Consider the following 22874-nt stretch of genomic DNA (forward strand, 5'->3'; position numbering starts at 1 on the left):
CCGCCTCCTCAGCCCGGTGCCACGGTGATCAGCGGCTGGTCGAACTCGACCGGATCGCCGTCGCCGGCCAGGATCTCCACGACCACACCTGGCCGGTCGGTGGTGATCTCGTTCATCAGCTTCATCGCCTCGACGATCCCGATCACCTGACCCGGCTCGATCGAGTCGCCGACCTCGACGAACGGCGTTCCGCCGGGCTCCGCGGCCCGGTAGAACGTGCCGACGATCGGTGATCCGATCCGGTGCCCGGCCGCTGGCGCGGCCTGGTCCGCCGCCGGTGCGGTCGGTCCGGTCGCCGACGCGTCGGCCGGGGGCGACGGCGTGGCCGCGACCGACGTCGTCCGGTCGTGCCACTCGATCTCGATCACCGTGTCGCCGTGCCGGACCTGGACCCGGCGCAGCGGACCGGTGAGTTCACCGACCAGCGTCCGGGTCTGCTCGGCGAGCCGGCGCAGCTGGCCGGCCGGCTCCGGCCCGGCCGGTGTTCCGTTGGCGGCGGCAGTGGTCATCGCGGCATCACCTGGATCGTCCGGTCGGTGTCGGGCTGCGGTACGGCGGCATCGACGGTGCCTGCCCCGTACCGGCGGAACCGGCGGGAACGTCGACGCAGCAGGTCGGTGGTGGGCACGGCGAGCAGGTCGGACAGCGCGGCGGTCAGCGCCGCCCGTACCCGGTCGGCGGCGCCGGCCGGATCCCGCTGCGCGCCGCCCGGTGGTTCGCCGACGATGCCGTCGGCGACGCCGAGGCGTACCAGGTCGGGCGCGGTGAGCTGGAGCGCGGCGGCGGCCCGGGGTGCGGCGGCCCGGTCGTGGAACAGGATCGCGGCGCAACCCTCGGGACTGATCACCGAGTAGACGGCGTTCTGCAGCATCAGCACCCGGTCGGCGACGGCCAGCGCGAGCGCTCCGCCGCTGCCGCCCTCGCCGGTGACGACGGCGACCACCGGGGTGGGCAGCCGGGCCAGGGTGCGCAGGCAGGTGGCGATCGCGGCGGCCTGGCCCTGTTCCTCCGCGTCGACCCCCGGATGTGCGCCCGGGGTGTCGATCAGGGTGACCACCGGTAGTCCGAGCCGGGCGGCGAGCCCCATCACCCGCAACGCCTTGCGGTAGCCGGCCGGGCTGGCCATGCCGAAGTTGCGGGCCAGCATCTCCCGGGGGTCGTGGCCCTTCTGCTGCCCGATGACGGCGACCGGCTGGTCACCGAGCCGGGCCAGTCCGGCGACGATCGCCGGGCAGTCCGCACCGAGCCGGTCGCCGTGCAACTCGACGAAGCCGTCGAACGCCGTCCGCAGATAGTCCAGAGTGGTCGGCCGGGCCAGGTCCCGGGCGGTACGCACCGACTGCCAGGCGGTCGGCGTCGCGTCGGCCCGGTGCGTCGGCCTGGGGCGCGGAATCGGCCCGGATCCCGGCACCGTCGGTTCGGCCAGCGGACCTGCTCCGGCCCGGCCACCCGCGGCCAGCGCGAGCAGGGCGCGCAGCCGGGGGCGTAGGTCGTGGCGTTCGACGACCATGTCGACCTGGCCGTGCCGGAGCAGGAACTCCGCGGTCTGGAAACCGGGGGGCAACGCCTGGCGGATCGTCTCCCGGATCACCCGGGGGCCGGCGAACCCCATCCGGGCGCCGCGTTCGGCGATCACCAGGTCGGTGTTGGTGGCGAACGAGGCGGCGACGCCGCCGTACGTCGGATCGGTGACGACGCTGACGGTGAGCAGTCCGGCGGCGCGCAGTTCGGCGATCGCGCAGCTGACCGTCGCCATCTGCATCAGCGCCAGGACGCCTTCCTGCATTCGCGCCCCGCCGGAGGCGGTGACCAGCACCAGCGGATCCCGGGCGGCGAGTGCCTCCTCGGCGGCGCGGGTGATCAACTCGCCGGTGGCGCAGCCGAGGCTGCCACCGAGGAACCGGAAGTCCATCACCGCCAGGACGGCCCGATGCCCGCCGATCCGGGCGGTGCCGCACAACACCGCCTCCGCCATGCCGGTCGCCGCCCGCGCCTCGGCCAGCCGTCGCCGGTACGGCATCGAGTCGACGAACCCCAACGGGTCCACCTCGGCGGCGCGGTCGGCGAGCCTGGTGAAGCTGTCCGGGTCGACCAGTTGTCCGATCCGTTCCGCCGCGGTCAACCGCTGGTGGTCTCCACACTCGGGGCAGACCTCCAGGTTGCGGCGCATCCGTCGCCGGTAGACCAGTGCGCGGCAGGCGTGGCAGCGCAGCCAGCGGTTGCGGCCCAGGGCCGCGACGGCGGTCATCGGGGCCGACCGGTGGGTGCGTCCCAGTGGTAGAACCGGTGCGCCATCGCGTCCCGAGGTGACCGCCAGGTCGCCAGGTACGGGCTGATGTAGCTGGCGAGTCGGCGGCTGACCTCGTCGAACTCCGGGTGTCGCCGGGCGGCGGCCACCGCGTCCGGTCCGGTCTCGGCGGTCTCGATCAGATGCACGTACAGGTCGTGCAGCCGGTAGAGCGACCGGTGCCGTACCCCGGCCAGGTGGGGCAGGTCGGTCAGGTCCGATTCGGCGAAGATCTCCGCGACCTGCTGCTCCGCGTCGGGGACCACCTTGGCGATGATCAGCGAGCGATCCATGGTTCCTCCCAGCGGTGTCGGGCCCGGTCCTGGCCAACCTTGCCGCCGTCGGCGTCACCGGCGCGTTGTCCGTGCCGTCCGGGGCACCGTTCACTGGTGACGCCGAGGTCACGGCCTGTGAGTACAGTGCGTGATCGCTCTCGATGTGCGTCGGTATCGCTCCAGCTGCCATCGGGGTTGCAAAATGCCAGGTCAGATGGGATGGGGTCGGTGGGTCAAGCGAATCGGGTAGTCGACTGAATGTTGACTGAGAGTAACCATGATTGATAATCTTCGTGACGCGATGACGTGATGCAAGGGCGGCGACCGGTGACTGACGTGTGCAGGAGGTTCGGCCGTGACGTCAGAGGCAGGCAACGCGGGGGCATCAGTCCGGCTGCTGCTGCTCGGCGGCTTCCGTCTGCTCCACCAGCACGAGACCGTGTTGATCCCCCGTGGACTGCAGCGGATCGTCGCGGTGATCGGGCTGCGACCCGGCGCCACCCGTGCCCACCTGGCCGGTCTGCTCTGGCCGGAAGCCGCCGAGGACCGCGCACTGTCCTCGCTGCGTACCGCACTGTGGCGGCTGCGTCAGGAGCCGAACTGCCCGCTGCGGACCGCCGGCGACACCGTCCGGCTCGACCATCGGGTCCAGGTCGACGTCGACGACCTGGTCCGGACCGCCGCGCGGGTGCGCGACGGTGGGGATCCGCGACTGGCCGACGCGGTGCTCACCGCCGCCCGGCACGACCTGCTGCCCGGCTGGTACGACGACTGGGTGCTGCTGGAACGGGAACGGCTGCGGCAGCTGCGGCTGCACCTGCTCGAGCACATCGCCCGCTCCCATCTGGACGCCGGTCGGCACGACGAGGCGCTGCAGGCCGCACTGGAAGCGGTCGGTGCCGAACCGTTGCGGGAGACCCCACACCGGCTGATCGTGCAGATCCATCTCGCCGAGGGCAACGCCTACGAGGCGCTGCACGCCTTCTACGCGTACCGCGATCTGGCCCTGCGGGAGCTGCAGCTGGAACCGTCCCCGGCGATGGCCGCGCTGATCGGCGACATCCTCACCCCGATCCGGGACGCGCCGGCCCGGCGCACACTCGACCGGCGTCGGCCGGGTGAGTCGGCGTCCGGCCCGGTCAGCCCTCGCCCGGCCCGCTGACCCGTCCGGCGTCACCGCCGAGCGAGACCCGGACCAGGGCAGCGGCGAACCGGGGCAGGTCGCGCTCACCCACCAGGGCGGCCAGCCGCCGCGGTGAGGTCGGTAGATCCAGCTTGCGGGCCCCGGTCACCACCCGCTTGTCCAGGTACGGACGTAGTCCGGGCCAGACCGCCTGCGCCTCGCGCAGGAAAATGTCCGCTCCGGTCGGGCCGATGCCGGGGAACATGGTCAGCAACCGGCGCAGCACGGCCGGATCGTCACCGCCCTCAGCGTGCAGCCGCCGCAGGTCACCGCCCCACCGCTGGTGGCACAGTTCGGCTCCGTCGCCGAGCATCGTGGCGGTCCGTTCGTCGTACCGCCGGTAGTGGCCCCGGCCGAGCGCGTCGACGCGGTCCTGCCAACCGGCCGCGCACATCGCCGCCGGTGTGCGGTAGCCGGCCGCGAACAGTTCCCGAGCGCCGGCGACCGCGACCCCGGCCGAGATCCGGGCGCTGAGCAGGGTGGCCAGCACCAGCAGCTGGTACAGCGGGGCCGGCCGGTCGGCCAGGGCGATACCCGCCTCGACGCTGAACGTCCGGCCCTGCCGGTCGAGCAGCGCGTCGACCGCGCGTACCTGCCGATCCGCCATCGTGGCAACCTCCGTTCCCGGCCGACGAGGTACCCCCGGCGGTGCGCATGAAACGGAGCAGCCCGCCGTGCCCCCCCGCCGGCGTCGTCGGTCGCTTTCGGCGTCGGGTCAGCCCACGTCGCTCGGCACCAGCTCCCCGGTGCCGGCGCGGTCACCGTCCGCAGACCCGCCGACGCGGTCACCGTTCGCCGCTCCGCCGGCCTGGGCGATCCGCAGCGCCTCCACCAGGTCGCGGTACAGCTCGTCGGTGGCCGACAGCGTCTCGTGGTCGCCGTACGCCCGGATCCGCCCGCTGTCCATCACCACGATGGTGTCGGCGTCGATGACGGTGGAGAGCCGGTGCGCGATGGTGACCACCGCGCCGTTGCCGGCCTGCTCCCGGATGCAGTCGTGGATGGCCGCCTCGGTGAGTCCGTCGACCTGGGCCGTCGCCTCGTCGAGCAGCAGGACGTCCGGCCGCCGCAGGATCGCCCGGGCCAGCGCGATCCGCTGCCGCTGCCCGCCGGACATCGACGACGGAGTGAGCAGGGTGTCCAGCCCGTCGCCGAGCGAGTCGATCTTCTCGGTCAGCCGGACCGCGTGCAGCGCGCGGTGGATCTCCCCGTCGGTGGCGTCCGGATGGGTGAACAGCAGGTTTTCCCGGATGGTGCCGGGGATCACCGGGGTGTCCTGCTCGACGTACGCCAACCGGCTCCGGACCTGCTCGTGGCCCAGCGACGGGTACGGTCGACCGTCGAGCAGCAGCTCGCCCTGCTGCGGTGCGAGAAACCGCAGGATCAGCGAGAAAAGGGTGGTCTTGCCGGCGCCGGAGGGGCCGACGATGGCCAGGTGCCCACGGCGTGGCACGGCGAGATCGATGTCGCGTACCGCGGCCGGTAGGTCGGGTCCGTAGCCGGCGGTGACCTGCCGCAGTTCCAGTACCGGCCGGTCGGTGTCGTCGGTCGCCCGACCCGCCCGGCGGGCAGCCGGCTGCGGGCTTGTCCCCGGTGCCGGGGTAACGGCCGGGTCGGCCTCGGCCGGCATCGCCTCGACCTGCCGGATTCGACCGGCCGCGGCGATCCCGGACTGCAGCGCGGTGAGGTGCCGGCTCAGCGTGGTGACCGGCTCCATCAGCCCGAACGCGTACAGCAGGAACGCGATCAGGCTGGAGACCGGCAGCGCGCCGGTGCCGACCCGCCAGGCGCCGAGACCGAGGATCGTGATGATTGCCAACTGGATGCCGGCCCAGGCGACTGTCCAGGCGAGGGCTTCGCGGCGGATGGCCGCGATGCTCTGCCGGGCCGACTCGCGGGCCTCGCCGACGATCCGCTCCGACTGGCGCTGCTCGGCCCGGCTCACCTTGACCGTGCGGATCGCCCGTAACGTGCCCTCCAGCGCCGCACCCAACTTGCCGACGTGCTCCTGGGCGCGTTCGCGTGCCTTGGCGATGCCCGGCAGCAACAGGCTGAACAGGACGGTCATCCCGGCCACCGAGGCGACGGTGGCGCCGAGCAGCACCAGGTCGAGCACTGCCATCAGCACCAGAGTGCCGACCATCCTCACCGAGCCGTTGATCAGGCCGATCACGCTCGACGAGGCGGCTTCGCGCAGCAGCACCGTGTCCGAGGTGACCCGGGTGACGAACTCGCCGGTGGGCCGGGCGGTGACGGCCGGCACGGTGGCCCGGAACAGTCGGCGCACCATCGACTGGCGGGCGTCGAGGATCACCCGTTCACCGACGGTGCCGAGCAGGATCCACTGCCACAGCCAGATCACGACACCCAGGACGAGCAGACCGAGCAGCGCGAGCACCGGGCCGCGCAGCGACGCCGCCCCGGTCAGGGTGTCCAGCACCCATTTGGTGACCATGGGCGTAGCGAGGCCGGCGGCGGAGCCGACCAGGGCGAGGCACAGGCCGAGGCCCAGCGCGCGGCGGTGCGGCCGGGCGAACGACCAGAGCAGGCGGAGCCGGGGCAACCGGCGGTCGGCGACGGGGGGTTCGGCGGTCTGCGTGACGGTCACACCATCAAGTGGACCACGGGCCGCCGTCACGGTCGTCGCCGTCAGAGGACGGCGGGAGGGCCTTCGCCGTGTCGCCGCTGCTATCGAGCTGGAGCCTCCGCCGCAGCCTCCGCTGCTCGTCGGTGATCCAGTCCCGTCCGTCTGCGGAAACCGACTCCAGGATTCGGATCGCGGAGCTGATGCCGGAGGAACTGAGCGCCAGCTGCCGCAGCCGTGCAAGGTTCTCCTCCGGTCCCAGGAAACCCTTCTCGAAGTTCTCGACCAGTACGTTGATTTCGCGGCCCCCCGCGAGGTTGAGGTTAAATGCTTGGCGGGTTACGAGTTTGTTCACGTGCGGCCCAAATGCGCCTGCCTCCTGAGGTGAGAGAAGCTTGCGTTGTCCGTCGGAAAGTCGGAGGCCGAATTCATCTACCCGTACCGACTCAATCATGTCGTACCGGAACGTCTGTCGGCTTTCGTTGCTCAGCGTTCCGGTGGCGAAATCCATAGACATGGCGACCTGGCGGACGCCGCGTTGACTCAATAGAAAGAGGATCATCTCGTACTTCGAGTAACGAGGTGGCCCGTGCAGTACCCGGGCGCGCAATGCGTCCGGTGCCTCCTGGGTCATCAGCACATGCGTGATGACGTCGCGGTTCGACAACCCGTAGTCGCGCATCACCTCCATTCGGATGAAGACCTTGTCATAGTCGAGCCAGCGGGCCATCTCCTCGTCGGACGGCCGGTCGGCGAGCACCTGCGACCATCGGCCGAACTCGGTCCGCTCGGCAGCCAGTCGGGCAGTGGACTCCCGGCTCTCCTCCGCGTAGCGGATCCGCTCCGACTGCAGGGTCAGCAGCGCCTTCCACGATACCCACTCACCCGTGACGAGCAGCATCGCTGCGAGCAGTGCGTGCCACGGCATGGCGAACATTCCGAGAATCACGGCGGTAACGGTGGCGATGTGGAAGGCTGTCCATCCCGAGGAAACACCGACACGCACTGAAAAGGGAACACGTAGCCGTTCGCGGAACTCCGCCAGTTTGCCACGCCGCCACTGGTCGGCGGCGCGCCATGCGTACCACCGCACCAGCCACCGGATCCTTGCCACGTCCGCGTCGGGGTAGCCGTACAACAGCGTGAGATCGCGACGAAGGGTGGCGCGGATGCCGACAGTTAGCCCGGCCCACTGCACGTCGGACAGTCGTTCTCGGGGGCGGAAGCTTGCGAAACTGTCGCTGACGAGGCGTTCGAGAACGGAGCTGAACGGCTGTGGCGCGGACCAGCCGGCCGGTAGCGTGTCGGCGTACGAGCTAAACTCTCGTTCGCTGCGGGCGAGGCGGCGGCGCATCCAGTCGTGCCGGGGACCAAACAACGCGATGCCCGCGCCGCCGGCAAGCCAAAGAAGCGTGACCAGGGCGCTGCCGCCGAGACTCTGCCTTCCGGCGGTCAGGAGGGCGAGGGCTACGCCGCCGCCGACGGCGGCGAGGCCCAGCCCAAGCCGGATCCAGGCGTCGAGTCTGCTCTTTTCCGGGGCGACCGGCATCGGCTGCGGGGCCAGCGGGATCGGCTCAAAGAACATCCAGACCCGGTCGCGGCGGCCGTCTCCCATCCTTTGGGTGCTTATCTCGCCAGCCAGCTTGGCATCCAGCAGATCCTGGAGCTGCCCGGACAGAATCATGTCCAGGTGCCGGATTATTTCCTCTCGTCGTTTACTGTCAAGCTTCTGAAAGCGGTCCAGGATGCGGTGTATGCTGATCTGGGACTCGTCGGCTGCCTGCTGAGTTGAGTTTGCGACCATCATCTCGACGGTTTCCAGTGCTTCGGTCCACTCGTCGCGAGGTCGGTCTTTGGTGAGCTGAGCCTGTCCGTTGATCGTACGGAACTCATCATCAGACAGGTGGTCCACCGTTCGGCCGCTCAGCACCGCGACGAGGTAGTAGTAGACCACCTTGTTGGACGACTGCGGCGAGGTGATCAGATCTCGGAGCAGTTCGCGGGCGGAAGTGACTACACCGCCTCGGAGCATCCGCTCGGCGGCCGCGAGCCGCTCCTCGAAAGAGGCCTGCGGGTTGACCTGATATGTCTTGTTCTCAATCAGGACCTGTTTGCCGATGTTAATGTCACGAGCGGCGTACAGGTTCCGGTCGGTCGGCTGCCGTGGCTGCTGCACGGGTTGACTGAAGGCCCCGGTCGGCATGCTCATGCCCCGAAGGAACCCAGGATCGTCGCCACGTTCGCGCTGATCGCCAGCGTACCGGGAAGAATCTTCCCGATCCGGGTCAGCGCGGCCTGCAGCGCACGCTGCTCTTCCCGATCATCAGCAGGAAGTTGTTGCTGTGCGCAGATCAACTCGCGCTGCGCCGCAGCGTAATCTGCCTCGGCCAGTTCGCCTCGGGACCGAGCGTTGGCGAGCATCTCGCCCAGTCGCTCCAACGCCTCCTGTAACGCCACGACGCCGCCGAGATCCTCCGTACCGCCTGACTGCTCGAAGATGATCTGCTCGTTGATCTTGATGTCACGTCGAGCATTGAAGTTGGCCATCTGATCTCCAGATCAGGATCTGTCAGGTTGCGGGCAATGGCGCGACGACATGGCTCTCCGCCAGTGTGCGGCGCGGCGAATCGTTTATACCTCCGGAGTTCGAGCAGCGACAATCAGCGACGACGTCAGGCCGGTGTCAGATATTGGCAACACGGCCGGCTGGTTGTATCGCTCACGACGCCGGATCGGTGGAAATCGGCGACGTCCGGCCAGAATTCGCCGAGCGGCGGCCGTCGACACCTGGCGGGGCACTCGCCAGCGTGGGACCGGTCGGACCGAGGTCATCGCACCTGCCAGCTGCCTGGCGACGGTATCCGGCCTCGCTTCTGCGGTATATACGCTGGTCCGCGTGACGACGACTCACCGGCGGACGTACGGCACCGTTCTCGCCACCGCGCTGCTGGCCGCCGGCTGCGCCACCGGCCCTGCGGCGGCGCCCGGCGACAGCCGGGACGACGCCGTAGCCGGCGTCACCGGCCCACTCACCGTGCTGGCCGCCGCCTCGCTGACCGACGCGTTCACCCGAATCGGGGCCGACTTCGAGGCGGCCAACCCCGGTGTGTCCGTCACCTTCAGCTTCGCCGGCAGCTCCCAGCTAGCCCAGCAGATCACCGCCGGGGCACCCGCCGACGTGTTCGCCGCCGCCAGCCCGGCCACCATGGCAACGGTCGTCTCCGCAGGCGAGGCAGCCAGCGAACCGGCCGTCTTCGCCCGCAACCAGCTGGTCATCGCGGTGCCGGACGGCAACCCGGCCGGCGTCACCGGGCTGGCCGACCTCACCAGGTCCGGCGTCAAGGTCGCCCTCTGCGCTGAGCAGGTGCCATGCGGGGCGGCCGCCCGTACCGCGCTCGACGCCGCCGGCAGCGACCTCGTCCCGGTAACCTTCGAACGGGACGTCCGCGCCGCGCTGTCCAAGGTCCGCCTCGGCGAGGTGGACGCCGCCGTCGTCTACCGCACTGACGCGGCCGCCGCCGCCGACGAGGTCGACGCCGTCGAGTTCGCCGAGTCCGGCCAGGCGATCAACGAATACCCGATCGTCACCCTGGCTGCTGCCACCAACCCGCAGGCCGGGGAGGCCTTCGTCGGGTACGTCCGCTCCGCCGCCGGCCAGGCCGACCTGACCGACGCCGGCTTCCAGCGTCCGTGACCACGCCCGCGCCGCCCGCCGTCAGCCGGCGACGTCGCCGCACCGACCGGCGGCCGCCGGTCTTCCTCGCCCTGCCCGCCCTGGCCGGACTGGCCTTCCTGACGCTGCCGCTGGCCGGCCTGCTGCTGCGTACCCCGTGGGCGCAGCTGCCGGCCCGGCTCACCGCGCCCGGCGTCCTCGACGCGCTGCGGCTGTCCCTGCTGACCGCCACTGCCGCCACCGTGCTCTGCCTGCTGCTCGGCGTACCGCTGGCCTGGTTGCTGGCCCGCACCCGGTTTCCCGGCCGGGGCCTGATCCGCGCCCTGGTCACCGTGCCGCTGGTGCTGCCGCCGGTGGTCGGCGGCGTCGCGCTGCTGCTCGTCTACGGCCGGCGCGGCCTGGTCGGCGGCTGGCTGGACAGCGCGTTCGGGGTGACCCTGCCGTTCACCACCACCGCCGTCGTGCTCGCCGAAGCGTTCGTCGCCATGCCGTTCCTGATCATCGCGGTCGAGGGCGCGCTGCGCGGTGCCGACCCCCGGTACGAGGAGGCCGCCGCCACCCTCGGGGCCAGCCGGTGGACCACGTTCCGCCGAGTCACCCTGCCGATGGTCGGCCCCGGGATCGCCGCCGGTTCGGTGCTGTGCTGGGCGCGGGCGCTCGGCGAGTTCGGTGCCACCATCACCTTCGCCGGCAACTTCCCCGGCCGTACGCAGACCATGCCGCTCGCCGTCTACCTCGCCCTGGAGCAGGACTTCGACGCCGCGATCGTGCTGAGCCTGCTGCTGCTGACCGTGTCAGTGGTGATTCTCGCCGGGCTGCGGGAGCGCTGGGTCGGTGGTCTGCGGTGACCACGCGGCGACGGGCCGACGACCCCGTCCCCGACCCGGGGCCGGCGGCGGCGCTCGACGCACATCTGGTGGTCCGCCGCACCGGGTTCACCCTCGACCTGCGGCTGACCGTCGTCCCCGGGGAAGTGGTCGCGCTGCTCGGGCCCAACGGCGCCGGCAAGACCACGGCGCTGCGGGCCCTCGCCGGACTGCAGCCGCTGCACGCCGGCCACCTGCGCCTCGGCGACCGGACGCTGGACCAGCCGGACGCGGGGTTGCTGGTGGCACCGGAGCACCGGCCGATCGGCGTGGTCTTCCAAGACTATCTGCTGTTTCCGCACCTGACCGCGCTGGACAACGTGGCGTTCGGGCCGCGTAGCCACGGCGTGCCGCGTCGCGTCGCGCGCGACACGGCGGCTGGCTGGCTGGACCGGGTCGGGCTGACCGGGCACGCCCGCCGCCGGCCCCGGGAACTGTCCGGCGGGCAGGCGCAGCGGGTCGCGTTGGCCCGGGCGCTCGCCGTACGCCCGCAACTGCTGCTGCTCGACGAGCCGCTCGCCGCGCTCGACGCCCGGACCCGCGCGGAGACCCGCGCCCACCTGCGGCAGCACCTCGCCGCGCACACCGGCGTCGCCGTGCTGGTCAGCCACGACCCGTTGGACGCGATGATGCTCGCCGACCGGCTGGTGATCGTCGAGAACGGCCGGCTGGTGCAGTCGGGTGACGCGGCCACCGTCACCGCCCGCCCGCGCAGTGACTACGTGGCCCGGCTGGTCGGGCTCAACCTCTACCGGGGCAGCGGGGACGGGAGCAGCGTCACGCTGCCCGGCGGCTTCCGGCTGGTCGCCGCCGAGCCACAGCGCGGCGACGTGTTCGTGGCGTTCCCACCGTCGGCGGTGGCGCTCTACCGGCAGCGTCCGGACGGCAGCCCGCGCAACTCGTGGCCGGCCACCGTCAGCAGTGTCGCCCGCAACGGCGACCGGCTGCGGGTCGAGTTGGCCGGGCCGTTACCGGTCGGAGCGGACGTCACCGCGGCGGCGGCCGCGCACCTCGACCTGCGTCGCGGCGAGCGGGTGTGGGCGACGCTCAAGGCGACCGAGGTGGCCGGGTATCCGGCAGACCCGGACCGTACGATTCTCGGTGGAAGCCATGCTTCCGACGGCAATTCGTCTCCAGGAGGGAATCCAGGTGAGCACCGGGGTCGAGACGCGTGAGTTCCAGGCCGAGGCGCGCCAGCTCTTGCAGCTGATGGTCCATTCAATCTACTCGAACAAGGACATCTTCCTGCGCGAGTTGATCTCGAACGCCTCCGACGCGCTGGACAAACTGCGCTTGCAGGCGCTGGTCGACAAGGATCTCGACGTCGACACGTCGGACCTGCACATCGAGGTCGAGGCCGACCGCGAACAGCGCACCCTCACTGTGCGGGACAACGGCATCGGCATGTCGCGGGACGAGGTGGTCAGCCTGATCGGCACCATCGCCAAGTCCGGCACCGCCGAGCTGCTGCGCAAGATGAAGGAATCCAAGGAAGCCGCCGCGCAGGAGCTGATCGGGCAGTTCGGCGTCGGCTTCTACGCCACCTTCATGGTCGCCGACCGGGTCGTCCTGACCACCCGGCGGGCCGGGGAGACCGAGGCGACCCGCTGGGAGTCGTCCGGCGAGGGCACCTACACCATCGAGACGCTCGACGAGGCGCCCCAGGGCACCACGGTCACCCTGCACCTCAAGCCCGAGGACAAGGACGACCAACTGCACGACTACACCGAAGAGTGGAAGATCCGGGAGATCGTCAAGCGGTACTCGGACTTCATCGCCTGGCCGATCCGCACCACCACCGAGCGTCCCGGTGAATCCGACGGTGAGACCACCAGCGAGGTGGTCACCCTCAACTCGATGAAGGCGCTGTGGGCGCGGCCCCGTTCCGAGGTCACCGACGACGAGTACAAGGAGTTCTACAAGCACGTCAGCCACGACTGGAACGACCCGCTCGACATCATCCACATGAAGGCCGAAGGCACCTTCGAGTACGAGGCGTTGCTGTTCGTGCCGGCGCAGGCGCCGTTTGACCTGTTCATGCGGGACGCGCGGCGCGGCGTGCAGCTGTACGTCAAGCGCGTGTTCATCATGGACGACTGCGAGGCGCTGATCCCGGAGTACCTGCGGTTCATCAAGGGTGTCGTCGACGCGCAGGACCTTTCGTTGAACATCAGCCGGGAGATCCTGCAGCAGGACCGGCAGATCCAGCTGATCCGGCGGCGGCTGGTGAAGAAGGTGCTCTCCTCGCTCAAGGAGTTGATGGACAACGACGCCGACCGGTACCGCACGTTCTGGACCCAGCTCGGCCGGGCGGTGAAGGAAGGCCTGCTCAACGACTACGAGAACCAGCGGGCGATCCTGGACATCTCGTCGTTCGCCTCGACCCACGATCCGGAGCAGCTGACCACTCTGGCCGGGTACATCGAGCGGATGAAGGACGGTCAGGAGGACATCTACTACATGACCGGCGAGTCCCGCACGATGATCGAGAACTCCCCGCACATGGAGGCGTTCAAGGCCAAGGGGTACGAGGTCCTGCTGCTCACCGACCCGGTCGACGAGATGTGGGTCGAGTCGGTCGCCGACTACGACGGCAAGAAGCTGCGGTCGATCGCCAAGGGCCAGGTCGACCTGGCCGGCGACGACGACACCGCCGAGTCCGACCCGGAGCGGGAACAGCAGAAGGAAACGTACGCCCCGCTGCTGTCCTGGCTGGGCCAGACGCTCGACGAGCAGGTCAAGGAGGTACGGCTCTCCACCCGGCTGACCACCTCGCCGGCCTGCCTGGTCGGCGACGCCGCGGACATGACCCCGGCGCTGGAACGGATGTACCGGGCGATGGGCCAGGACGGGCCGAAGATCAAGCGGATTCTGGAGCTGAACCCGACCCACCCACTGGTCACCGGGCTGCGTGAGGCGTACGGTGCCCGCGCCGACGATCCGGCGCTGGCCGAGACCGCCGAGCTGCTGTACGGCACCGCGCTGCTCGCCGAGGGCGGTGAGCTGGACGACCCGGCCCGGTTCGCCAAGCTGCTCGCCGACCGACTGGCCCGTACCGTCTGAACCGCCGGTTCCGGTCCCCCGGCGGGCGTCGACCCGCCGGGGGACGCCCGCTGGCGGGACCCGCCACAGCTCAGGCGGTGACCGTTGCTTCGGCGGCGATCGCCTGGTCGACGGCGGCGGCGACGTGCAGCCGGCTGGTCGGGAAGAGCAGCAGCGGGGTGTCCTCTTGACCGACCAGCAGCTCGATCTCGGCGCAGCCGAGCACCACGCCCTGCGCGCCGGCGGCGATCAGCCGCTCGATCACCTTCAGGTACCTGGCCCGGGACGACTCGCTGACCACTCCGAGGCACAGCTCGTCGTAGATGACCGAGTGGACCATCTTGCGGTCTGCGGCGTCGGGCACCAGGACTGTCAGGCCATGGCCGGCCAGCCGCTCGCGTAGGAAGTCCTGCTCCATGGTGAAGGCGGTGCCGAGCAAACCGACCGTGTGCAGCCCGTGGCTGCGGACCGCGTCAGCGGTGACGTCGGCGATGTGCAGCAACGGGATGTCGATTGCGGCGGCGACCTGATCGGCGACCTTGTGCATGGTGTTGGTGCACAGCAGCAGCAGGTCGGCACCGGCCGCTTCGACCCGCCGGGCCGCGTCAGCGAGCAGGTCGGCGGCTTCGTCCCACTCACTGACCGCCTGCCGTCGTTCGACGTCGGCGAAGTCGACCGAGTAGAGCACGCACCGTGCCGAATGGTGCCCACCCAGCCGGTCGCGGACCAGTTCGTTGGCGAGCCGGTAGTAGTGCGCGCTGCTTTCCCAGCTCATGCCGCCGAGCATGCCGATCGTCATCATGCTGCCATCGTGCCACCGGGTGCCCGGGCACCGGGTGGATATTCGTCGGCGGACATCGACCCGGTCGGCGGCTGTCGCGGCCGTCCATGTATTGACTATTGTGGACTCACTTTGCGGACTACCGGCAGCTGTCCGAACATCAGGCGTGCCACCTGCGATGACCCAGCGACGGGCGGGAGGGGACCGTGGTGCCCAGGGACGTACCGGTACGGCGGATCGGCATGCGTGAGGTCGCTCGGGCCGCTGGCGTATCGGTCTCCACCGCGGCCAACGTGCTGAGCCGACCGTCGATCGTCGCGCCAGCGACCCGCCGCCGGGTGGAGGCCGTCATCGAGTCCGTCGGCTATGTGCCGAACGGTCCGGCCCGGCAGTTGCGCGGCCGGCCCAGCCCGATCGTCGCCAGCGTCACCCTTGACCTGGCCAACCCGTTCTACGCCGAGGTCAACCGGGGCATCGAGGACGAGCTCGCCGAGCACGGCTGTCTGGTGCTGGCCTGCAGCACAGACCTGCGCCCGGCCAAGGAGCGGCAGTTGCTGAAACTGCTGCAGACCCAGGCCGTACGGGGCGTCATCATCGCGCCGGTCGGTGCGGACCCGGCGTCGCTGCTGTGGATGAGTCGGCACGGGATGGCGGTCGTGCTGATCGACCATCCGCGTGCAGGGCTCGATTTGTGCGCGGTCGCGGTTGACGACGTCGCCGGTGGCCGGCTGGCCGGTGAGCATCTGGTCGGGCTGGGGCACCGCAGGATCGCGTTCCTCGGCGGAACCCGGGACGCCGGGCCGGTGGCCCGCCGTCGCGACGGCGTACGCAGGGCGCTGGCCGCCGCCGGTCTCGACCCGGCGACGGGGTTGCTGGACGTCCGCGTACCGCTGCATCCGCCGCCGCTGGTCGAAGCCGCCGCCTCGGCGTCGGCGCTGATTCTCGCCGCGACCCCGCCGGTGACCGCGGTGGTCTGTCTCAACGACACGGCGGCGCTGGGCCTGCTGGACGGGTTTGCCGCAGCCGGTGTCCGGGTGCCGGCGGACATCTCGGTCGTCGGCTACGACGACCTGCCGTTCGCCCGCCGGCTGGCGCCTGCGCTGACCACGGTCAGCCAGCCGAAGTATCGGCTGGGCCGGGCCGCCGCCGAACTGCTGCTGGACGAGGCCAGGCCGGGGCACGCTCACCGGGAGATCGGGTTCCGCCCGACGCTGGCGGTCCGCGCATCGACCGTCCCGCCGTCCGACGCGTCGAAACGCATCGATTGATAGCTATTGCCTCCGGCCGGGGTGCGGACGTAGCTTGTCGGCACACCGTAGAGCGCCGAGCCGGTCCTCGTACCCCCGGTTCACAAACGTTGCAACAGCGCGCCGCGCACGCCCCCGCTCCGGGTCCGTGCGCTCGGGCAGGCGCACCTCGCCCCGGGACTTCCCGGGCTCAACCTGAGGTAGGTCATGCGCGGGGTCAACCACCCGCACGTCTGGTACACCGGCGAGCCGACTCGTTCGCCGACATCAAGGCGCTCGGTGCCAACACCGTACGGGTGGTGCTGGGCAGCGGCCAGCGCTGGGGTCCGTCCAACGGCGTCGCCGACGTGATCGATCTGTGCAAGCGGAACCGGATGATCCGCGTGCTCGAGGTGCACGACACCACCGGGTACGGCGAAGAAGTGCCGCCGCCTCGCTCGACCAGGCCGTCGACTACTGGATCAGCCAGAAGAGCGCGCTGGTCGGCGAGGAGAACTACGTCGTCATCAACATCGGCAACGAGCCGATCGGCAACGTCGACGCCGGCCAGTGGACCGCCGCCACGGTCGACGCCATCGGGCGGATGCGGGCCAACGGCTTCGATCACCTGCTGATGGTCGACGCGCCGAACTGGGGCCAGGACTGGCAGAACGTCATGCGGGCGGACGCCCAGACGGTGCTGGACGCGGACAGCCACGGCAATACCGTGCCGTCGATCCACATGTACGCGGTCTACAGCAACGCCTCGTCGATCGTGAGCTACCTTGACGACTTCGAGGCCAACGGGTGGCCGCTGGTGATCGGCGAGTTCGGCTGGCAGTTCAACTCCGGAGAGGTGGACCAAGACACGATCCTGGCTGAGGCGCAGGCCCGTGGCCTCGGCTACCTCGGCTGGTCGTGGAGCGGCGACACCGACCCGATCCTCGACATGGTGCTCAACTTCGACCCGAACCAGATGACCACCTGGGGTGAGCGGATCTTCAACGGACCGGACGGCATCAGCTCCACCTCCCAGGAGGCCAGCATCTTCGGCGGTACGCCGCCGACGACCGCCGCGTCGTATGACGCCATCACGATCGAGGTGGGGGTCCGGCCGGGGTAGGTGGCGTTCCAGGCGGCCCAGCCGTTGACCGAACGCCGGGCCTCGGCCACCGCCGTTCCCGCCACGGCCACTGTCGCGGCCGTCGGTGGGGCGGACACCGGCCGCGTGGGGGCGGGTACGGACGCCGAGGCGGATGCCACTGCCGGCACCGGCGGGGTGGGGGTGACGGCGCGGGCGGCGGTGCCGGTGCCGACTCGGGTGCGGGTGCGCGGGCGGAACAGCGGCGCAGGCGCATTCACCGTGGCCCGGCCGGCGTTGATCACCGGCCGGTCGCCGCCGAAGGCCGCCGGTACGATCGGCCGACCGCCGACCAGCGACGGCCGGGCATGTCCGGTGAGGGCTGACCATCACCTCGGTCTCCGGCGGCGAGTACCTCGTCGCGTTGTCCAGCAGTTCGGCGAGCAGGTGCGCCACCTCGTCGACGGCCGCGCCGGCGACGGACAGCTCCCGGTCGACCGTGCCGATCCGTACCCGGGTGTAGCGCTCGATCTGGGAGAGCGTGGCCTGGATCACGTTGTCCAGCGGCACCGCTTCCCGCCGTACCCGGGAAGTACCGGAACCACCGAGCACCAGCAGGCTCTGGTTGATCCGTGCCATCCGGGCGGCGAGGTGGTCAAGTTGGTAGAGCTGTTCGAGCCGGTCCGGGTCGGTCTCGTCGCGCTCCACCCGGTCGACCTGGGCCAGCATCGCGTCGACCAGCCGCTGCTCGCGTCGGGACAGGTGGACGAAGATCTCCGAGACGTTGGCCCGCAGCACCGCCTGTACGCCGGCGACCCGTACCGCCTCGCGATGCAATCGCTGTGATCTTGTACGTCGGTGCCTGCCGGTAGGTCCTACGATGCCGCAGGTGGGCAGGGCGAACAGTCCGGTCGTCAATTCGTGGCAGGCGCTCACCCTCGACATCGGGCGGCGGGGCGCGGCCGGTCACGGCTTCACGCTTGCCTGCGTCACCTCATCGTCGAAGCGGCGGCGGGCGCGTTCAACCTCGGCGTAGTTGGCGGCGGTCCAGCCGAAGAGGGCGTCGACGAGGTCCTGCAGGGTCTTGCCCAGCGGGGCGATACGGTACTCGACGGCGAGCGGGCGGGTGCCGGTGACGACCCGTTCGACCATGCCGTTGCGTTCGAGCCGGCGCAGCGTGGCGGTCAGCGACTTCTGGGTGACCGCCGGGATCTCCCGGCGGAGCTCGTTGAACCGCAGCGGCCGCCCGCACAGCGTCTCGAGCACCCGCAACGACCACTTGTCCAGCACCTGGTCGAGCAGCTCCCGCTGGTCCCTGCTGAGCGGGGAGTCGGCACTGAGCTGGGCGTCAACGCTGATCGGGGAGTCGGCTTCCGCGAGGGTGGTTTCCGGCATGACACCTAGTATCGTTGAAGTTCCCTTCGGATACCAGGTAGACATCTGATACCTGATGACATCCGTGTTCGACGAAGGGAAACCCGCAATGACCACCGTGCAGCTGCTGTCCCCGGAGGGGATGGCCCAGCCCGTCCCGTACCACCACGTGTCGATCGCCACCGGCAGTCGCCAGGTGCACGTCGCCGGCCAGGTCGGGCGCGACGCCGACGGCAAGCCGGTCGGCGACGCCGACGAGCTCGCCGACCAGGTGGCGCAGGCGTTGCGCAACACCGCGCGCGGTCTCGCCGGTGCCGGCGCGAGCTTCGCGGACGTGGTCCGGCTGCGGTTCTACGTCACCGACTGGACCCCGGAGCAGATGGACGACCTGATGGCCGGCGTCGCGCGGGTCGCCGACGAGCTTGCGATCCCGCAGCCGTTCCCACCGTCGTCGCTGATCGGCGTCGAGGTGCTGTACGCCCCCGACGTGCGGGTCGAAATCGAGGCCGACGCGGTCCTGGACTGATGCGCGGCTGCCGACTCAGGCGGTGCCGCCGGACGTCGCCGGGCGAACTCGGCGATTACCCGGCGGGTCACCGTCTGGTCGACCAGACCGTAGCCGGCCGCCAGCCGGCGGATCGCGTCGATCAGGTCCTCGGGCTCGCAGTCCTTGAGGATGAATCCGCTGGCCCCGGCTTCGAGCGCGCCGAAGACGTACTCGTCGAGGTCGAACGTGGTCACCACCAAGACCGCTGGCGGCGACCCGGCCGCGTCGGCGAGGATCTGCCGGGTCGCGGTGAGCCCGTCGCCGCCGGGCATCCGTACGTCCATGCAGACCACGTCGGGACGCAGCCGCCGGGCGGTGGTGACCGCCGACGACCCGCTCGACGCCTCCGCCACCACCTCGATGTCGGCGACCTGCTCCAGCAGCACCCGGAAACCGGCCCGTACCACCGCCTGATCGTCCACCAGCATCACCCGGATCGTCCCGGCACCGGCATCAGCCCCGGCTTCCGCCCTGGTCACGACCGCTCACCTCCGTTGTCCGTCAGCATCACCGCGACCGACCAGCCGCCGTCGGTGGTCGGCCCGGCCGCGAGCCGGGCACCGATCAGCTGGGCCCGCTCCCGCATGCCGACCAGCCCGACACCGCTGCTGATCCGTACCGCAGGCTCCGGGTGTCGGGCCGGCGGGGCATTAACCACCGCCAGCGACACCTCACGCGACAGGCAATGCAGCGTGACCTGGACCGGCGCGCCCGGCGCGTGCTGCCGGGCGTTGGACAGCGCCTCCTGCACCGTGCGGTAGAGCGCGACGTCGGCGATCGGCGACACCGGCCGGGGCGGCCCGTTGACGCTGAACTCGACCGGCGTACCCAGGCCCCGGGCGGTGCGGACAAGTTCGTCGAGCACGGCCAGTCCGGGCACCGGAACGGCGCCCTCGCCGTCCCGTCCCGGACCGGCGCCGTCGGCCGGGTCCGCCGGGCCGGCACGCAGTACCCCGACAACCAACCGCAGATTGTCCAACGTCGCCTTGCCCTGCGTCCGGATCCAGGCCACCCCCTCCTTCGCTGCGGCCGGATCCCGGTCGATCAACTGCTGCACCGCCGCCGCCTGCACCACCATGCCGGACAGGTGATGCGCGGCGACGTCGTGCAGCTCCCGAGCCATCTGGGTGCGTTCCACACCGATCGCCGCCCGTACCTTCGCCTGCTGGGTCCGAACCGACTCGGCGGCCTGCTGACGGAGCAACCGCACGTAGCGTCCGCGGGTGGCGACGTAGCTGCCGACGAACGCGCCGCCGAGGTAGGACAGCACGCTTGACCCGGCCGGGCCGACCGCCGGCAGCAACAGGCCCGGCGTGCTCACCGCGGCGGCGCCGACCGCCGCCGCCACCTCGACCGCCACCTCGACCGCCACCGCCGCGCCGAGCAGCGCGAACGACCGCCGGGCCGGCGGCAGACCCGCGATGGTGTACGCCACGACAAACGGTGCGAATCCCCGGATCGTCGCGTCCGGTGGAGACGACGCGATCATTACGACCTGGACGCCGACGACGGCGGCGAGGCAGAGCAGCGGGTGGACCCGGCGCAGGCACAGCAGCAGCGCCTGCCCGACGGCGAGACAGACCAGCAGCCACTCCCGCGCCGCGGTGAGCGCGAACTCGCTCGGCGGCGTCACCACCCAGAACACTGCCGCCAGCATCGTGAACGTCAGCGCGGCGACGCCGGTCGCGAGTAGACAGTCACGGACGAACGGCCGGTCCTCGATGTGGTCGTACATCGTGTGCAGCATCCTCTGTTCCAGGTCGGGGCGGGCCGCGACGGGCAGTCCGGCCGGCCTCGGGACGGGCAGCTCGCACCGGATGCTCCTATAGATGTCAAGCTGCTAGTTCAAGATCTTTTGAGGTGATGAGCTGGTAAAGCTCGCGCGCGACGTAGCGCTTGAGGCAGCGGATGATCTCTTTCTTGGACAGGCCTTCCTTGATGCGCTGCTCGGCGTAGGCGCGGGTGCGCGGATCCCAGCGCAGCCGCACGAGTACGACGCGGTAGAGGGCGGCGTTGGCCTGTCGGTCGCCGCCGCGGTTGAGTCGGTGGCGGTTGGTCCTGCCGGACGAGGCGGGGATCGGGGCGACACCGCAGAGCATGGCGAACCCGGCCTCGGAGGTGAGCCGGTCGTGGTTCTCGCCGGCGGTGACGAGCAGCTGACCGGCGACGTCGGGGCCGACGCCGTGGGCGGCGAGCAGGCCAGGGTTGATGGCGGCGACGAGCGGTTCGAGTAGTTCGTCGAGTTCGGTGATCTCGGCGGACAGTTGCTGGTGGCGGCGGGCGAGCGAGCGCAGGGCGATCGTGGCTGCGGTGGCCGGAGCTGCGGCGTCGGCCGGGTCGAGCTGCAGGCTGGCGCAGGTGGCGATCAGCTGCTTGACGGCCAGGCCGCGCAGTTGGGCGCGTAGCTGGTCGGGGGCGGTAACGATCAGTGCCTTGATCTGGCGTTGGGTGTCGGCGCGCTGGTCGACGGGCGCTGCGGCGGGCCACCCGCAGGTTGCGCAGGGCTTCGACGCGGCCGTCGCGCTGCTTGGGGGTGCCGGTACGTTCGCCGGCCAGGGCGGCCTTGGCCGCTTGGATGGCGTCGATCGGGTCGGACTTGCCCTGGAAGCGGCGGGTTTTACGGTCAGGGCGGTCGACCTCGACCAGCTCAACCTGCTCGTCGCGGAGTCTGCGAGCGAGTCCGGCCCCGTAGGCGCCGGTGCCTTCGACCCCGACCCGCAGCAGACGGCCGAACCCGCGCATCCAGGTCAGCAGGGCGGTGTAGCCGGCCGTCGTGGCCGGGAACTGCTGGGTGCCAAGAACCCGTCCGACCAGGTCGATCACAGCGGCCGTGTGAGTGTCCTGGTGGGTATCGACTCCACCGACGACCTCGACCGCGGCGTTATCAGGTGTAATAGAGGGCATCGTCGTCCTGTCGTTCGTGACTGGGGGCAGGGCGGCACGCACCAGCCGGGCAACGCGGACAAGACAGAGATGGGGCCTCTGGCCAGGCTCCTATTAGGTCACAACGCCACGTCCGGTGAGTGCATGAGCACCTCCCGACCGAGGCCGACAAATCCCGTTAAGGACCCGAAGTCAGTCAGTAGGCGGGTCAGACCTCGACGGGAGGTGCTCATGAACATCATCTCTGTCAGTAGGAGATGTCCGGCGCGAGCAGCATGAAATCGACAGCGAACCATCCCGTACCGGCGAGGGCCAACAAAACCAGGGTGCTGCCAGCGCCATCTGGCGTAGGGTCACACTCGACCTACGACCTTGGTAGGAAGTCGGATCAGCCTCCGGTAGGCGGATCGGGCCGTGCCTGCTCCGGCCCGGGTCGGTCTGATTGCCGGGTAAACAGGTCGAGCAGGTCACCGACCTGCCGGTTGGCTTCGGCGGGGTGTCGGAAGTGCCCGGTCGGGTCGACGGTGTACTGGTTACGGCGGCCGACCCGGGTACGGCGCAGGTAGCCGGCGGCTTCCAGGTCGGCCACGATGCTCTGGGCCGCGCGTTCGGTGATCCCGACGGATGCGGCTACGTCGCGCAGCCGTACCGTCGGGTCCCGGGCGACGGCCAGCAGCACGTGCGCATGGTTCGTGAGGAAGGTCCAGCTCCGGGCGGCTGGCTGTGCGCCGGGATCGGCTGAGGCTGGCACCGACATGCTGACCCGCCGTCCCCTTCGCTCATCGCGCGTCCCTCGCCGTCGCACTTCTTCGAAGGCAACAGCCTTCGGACGCAATGTACGTAGGACAGTACGGGAAAGCCGGATCGCAGGTCCGGCGATCCGCCAGCCGTGCCGGTTGGCTGCCCGGAGCTTGACACGCGAATCGCGCTTCGCGAATACTGGTACGTAGTTCGAGGGGGAGTACCCGAGTACCACCGCGTCGTCGTCAGCACGGGCCCGGATCTGCCGCGCCCCGGCGACGCAGCCGCCACCCGGTGGCCCGGGGAGACCTTCGTCCAGTAGCGCCGGCCC

The 22874-nt window shown here is 70.5% G+C and carries 20 protein-coding genes and 2 pseudogenes; 9 read left to right on the forward strand and 13 right to left on the reverse strand.

Annotated features, from left to right (window positions below):
- Positions 1 to 8 precede the first annotated feature (8 nt).
- The 3 genes from accB to O7543_RS25670 are packed head-to-tail and all read right to left on the reverse strand — an operon-like array spanning position 9 to position 2580.
- The gene (gene accB / locus O7543_RS25660; RefSeq protein ID WP_281551521.1) at positions 9 to 509 is read right to left on the reverse strand and encodes an acetyl-CoA carboxylase biotin carboxyl carrier protein; all 501 of its coding nucleotides are present in this window, start codon (positions 507 to 509) and stop codon (positions 9 to 11) included.
- Positions 506 to 2248 carry an acetyl-CoA carboxylase carboxyltransferase subunit alpha gene (locus O7543_RS25665; RefSeq protein WP_281551520.1) on the reverse strand — a complete coding sequence of 581 codons (1743 nt, stop codon included), beginning with the start codon at positions 2246 to 2248 and terminating at the stop codon, positions 506 to 508. The genes accB and O7543_RS25665 overlap by 4 nt, the downstream gene beginning before the upstream one ends.
- On the reverse strand, positions 2245 to 2580 hold the full coding sequence (locus O7543_RS25670) for a TcmI family type II polyketide cyclase (RefSeq protein WP_281551519.1): 336 nt from the start codon (positions 2578 to 2580) through the stop codon (positions 2245 to 2247). The genes O7543_RS25665 and O7543_RS25670 overlap by 4 nt, the downstream gene beginning before the upstream one ends.
- Positions 2581 to 2917: 337 nt before the next feature.
- On the opposite strand from O7543_RS25670, the gene O7543_RS25675 reads away from it, so the two are divergent.
- Entirely contained in the window at positions 2918 to 3724 is an 807-nt protein-coding gene (locus O7543_RS25675) for a bacterial transcriptional activator domain-containing protein (RefSeq protein ID WP_281551518.1), read from the forward strand.
- Here the strand turns inward: O7543_RS25675 and O7543_RS25680 are convergent.
- From O7543_RS25680 to O7543_RS25695, 4 genes are all read right to left on the reverse strand, one after another.
- Positions 3702 to 4352, reverse strand: a complete 651-nt coding sequence (locus O7543_RS25680) for a hypothetical protein (RefSeq protein WP_281551517.1) — start codon at positions 4350 to 4352, stop codon at positions 3702 to 3704. The two genes, O7543_RS25675 and O7543_RS25680, sit on opposite strands and share 23 nt — an antisense overlap.
- Positions 4353 to 4460: 108 nt before the next feature.
- Complete coding sequence (locus O7543_RS25685) at positions 4461 to 6353, reverse strand: ABC transporter ATP-binding protein (RefSeq protein WP_281551516.1); 1893 nt, start codon at positions 6351 to 6353, stop codon at positions 4461 to 4463.
- A gap of 4 nt (positions 6354 to 6357) precedes the next feature.
- Positions 6358 to 8538 (reverse strand): hypothetical protein, encoded by a 2181-nt coding sequence (locus O7543_RS25690; protein WP_281551515.1) that lies wholly within the window; start codon positions 8536 to 8538, stop codon positions 6358 to 6360.
- A complete protein-coding gene (locus tag O7543_RS25695) occupies positions 8535 to 8876 on the reverse strand; it encodes a hypothetical protein (RefSeq protein ID WP_281551514.1) in 342 nt (113 codons plus the stop codon). Before O7543_RS25695 ends, O7543_RS25690 begins: the two co-directional genes overlap by 4 nt.
- Positions 8877 to 9225: 349 nt before the next feature.
- Between O7543_RS25695 and modA the strand changes: the two genes are divergently transcribed.
- The 4 genes from modA to htpG are packed head-to-tail and all read left to right on the forward strand — an operon-like array spanning position 9226 to position 13931.
- A complete protein-coding gene (modA, locus tag O7543_RS25700; protein ID WP_281551513.1) occupies positions 9226 to 10023 on the forward strand; it encodes a molybdate ABC transporter substrate-binding protein in 798 nt (265 codons plus the stop codon).
- Entirely contained in the window at positions 10020 to 10850 is an 831-nt protein-coding gene (locus O7543_RS25705; protein WP_281551512.1) for an ABC transporter permease, read from the forward strand. The genes modA and O7543_RS25705 overlap by 4 nt, the downstream gene beginning before the upstream one ends.
- Entirely contained in the window at positions 10847 to 12043 is a 1197-nt protein-coding gene (locus O7543_RS25710) for an ABC transporter ATP-binding protein (RefSeq protein WP_281551511.1), read from the forward strand. The genes O7543_RS25705 and O7543_RS25710 overlap by 4 nt, the downstream gene beginning before the upstream one ends.
- The gene (htpG, locus tag O7543_RS25715) at positions 11979 to 13931 is read left to right on the forward strand and encodes a molecular chaperone HtpG (RefSeq protein WP_281567276.1); all 1953 of its coding nucleotides are present in this window, start codon (positions 11979 to 11981) and stop codon (positions 13929 to 13931) included. The genes O7543_RS25710 and htpG overlap by 65 nt, the downstream gene beginning before the upstream one ends.
- 70 nt (positions 13932 to 14001) lie before the next feature.
- On the opposite strand, the gene O7543_RS25720 is transcribed toward htpG, so the two are convergent.
- Positions 14002 to 14712: an aspartate/glutamate racemase family protein gene (locus O7543_RS25720; protein ID WP_281551510.1), complete on the reverse strand. Its 711-nt coding sequence runs from the start codon at positions 14710 to 14712 to the stop codon at positions 14002 to 14004.
- 221 nt (positions 14713 to 14933) lie between these two features.
- On the opposite strand from O7543_RS25720, the gene O7543_RS25725 reads away from it, so the two are divergent.
- The 3 genes from O7543_RS25725 to O7543_RS25735 all read left to right on the forward strand — a co-directional run bounded on the left by O7543_RS25725 (position 14934) and on the right by O7543_RS25735 (position 17844).
- Complete coding sequence (locus tag O7543_RS25725; protein WP_281567277.1) at positions 14934 to 15959, forward strand: LacI family DNA-binding transcriptional regulator; 1026 nt, start codon at positions 14934 to 14936, stop codon at positions 15957 to 15959.
- Between the two features lie 337 nt (positions 15960 to 16296).
- Complete coding sequence (locus O7543_RS25730; RefSeq protein ID WP_281551508.1) at positions 16297 to 17040, forward strand: cellulase family glycosylhydrolase; 744 nt, start codon at positions 16297 to 16299, stop codon at positions 17038 to 17040.
- Positions 17041 to 17445: 405 nt separating this feature from the next.
- Positions 17446 to 17844 (forward strand): hypothetical protein, encoded by a 399-nt coding sequence (locus O7543_RS25735; RefSeq protein ID WP_281551507.1) that lies wholly within the window; start codon positions 17446 to 17448, stop codon positions 17842 to 17844.
- A gap of 120 nt (positions 17845 to 17964) precedes the next feature.
- Here the strand turns inward: O7543_RS25735 and O7543_RS25740 are convergent, their stop codons facing one another.
- The gene (locus tag O7543_RS25740; protein ID WP_281551506.1) at positions 17965 to 18393 is read right to left on the reverse strand and encodes a helix-turn-helix domain-containing protein; all 429 of its coding nucleotides are present in this window, start codon (positions 18391 to 18393) and stop codon (positions 17965 to 17967) included.
- An 88-nt stretch (positions 18394 to 18481) separates the two neighbouring features.
- Between O7543_RS25740 and O7543_RS25745 the strand changes: the two genes are divergently transcribed.
- Positions 18482 to 18898, forward strand: coding sequence for a RidA family protein (locus tag O7543_RS25745; RefSeq protein ID WP_281567278.1), 417 nt, complete (start codon positions 18482 to 18484; stop codon positions 18896 to 18898).
- Between the two features lie 119 nt (positions 18899 to 19017).
- On the opposite strand, the pseudogene O7543_RS25750 reads toward O7543_RS25745, so the two are convergent.
- The 4 genes and pseudogenes from O7543_RS25750 to O7543_RS25765 all read right to left on the reverse strand — a co-directional run.
- Positions 19018 to 19347, reverse strand: a pseudogene (locus O7543_RS25750) (response regulator transcription factor); the annotation flags it as partial.
- A 47-nt stretch (positions 19348 to 19394) separates the two neighbouring features.
- Positions 19395 to 20666 carry a histidine kinase gene (locus O7543_RS25755; RefSeq protein ID WP_281551504.1) on the reverse strand — a complete coding sequence of 424 codons (1272 nt, stop codon included), beginning with the start codon at positions 20664 to 20666 and terminating at the stop codon, positions 19395 to 19397.
- A gap of 85 nt (positions 20667 to 20751) precedes the next feature.
- Positions 20752 to 21823: pseudogene (locus tag O7543_RS25760) on the reverse strand (IS110 family transposase).
- A gap of 367 nt (positions 21824 to 22190) precedes the next feature.
- Positions 22191 to 22553, reverse strand: a complete 363-nt coding sequence (locus O7543_RS25765; protein WP_281551503.1) for a helix-turn-helix domain-containing protein — start codon at positions 22551 to 22553, stop codon at positions 22191 to 22193.
- Positions 22554 to 22874: the final 321 nt, after the last annotated feature.

It is taken from the genome of Solwaraspora sp. WMMA2080, assembly GCF_027497395.1.
In the GTDB taxonomy this organism is placed as follows: domain Bacteria; phylum Actinomycetota; class Actinomycetes; order Mycobacteriales; family Micromonosporaceae; genus Micromonospora_E.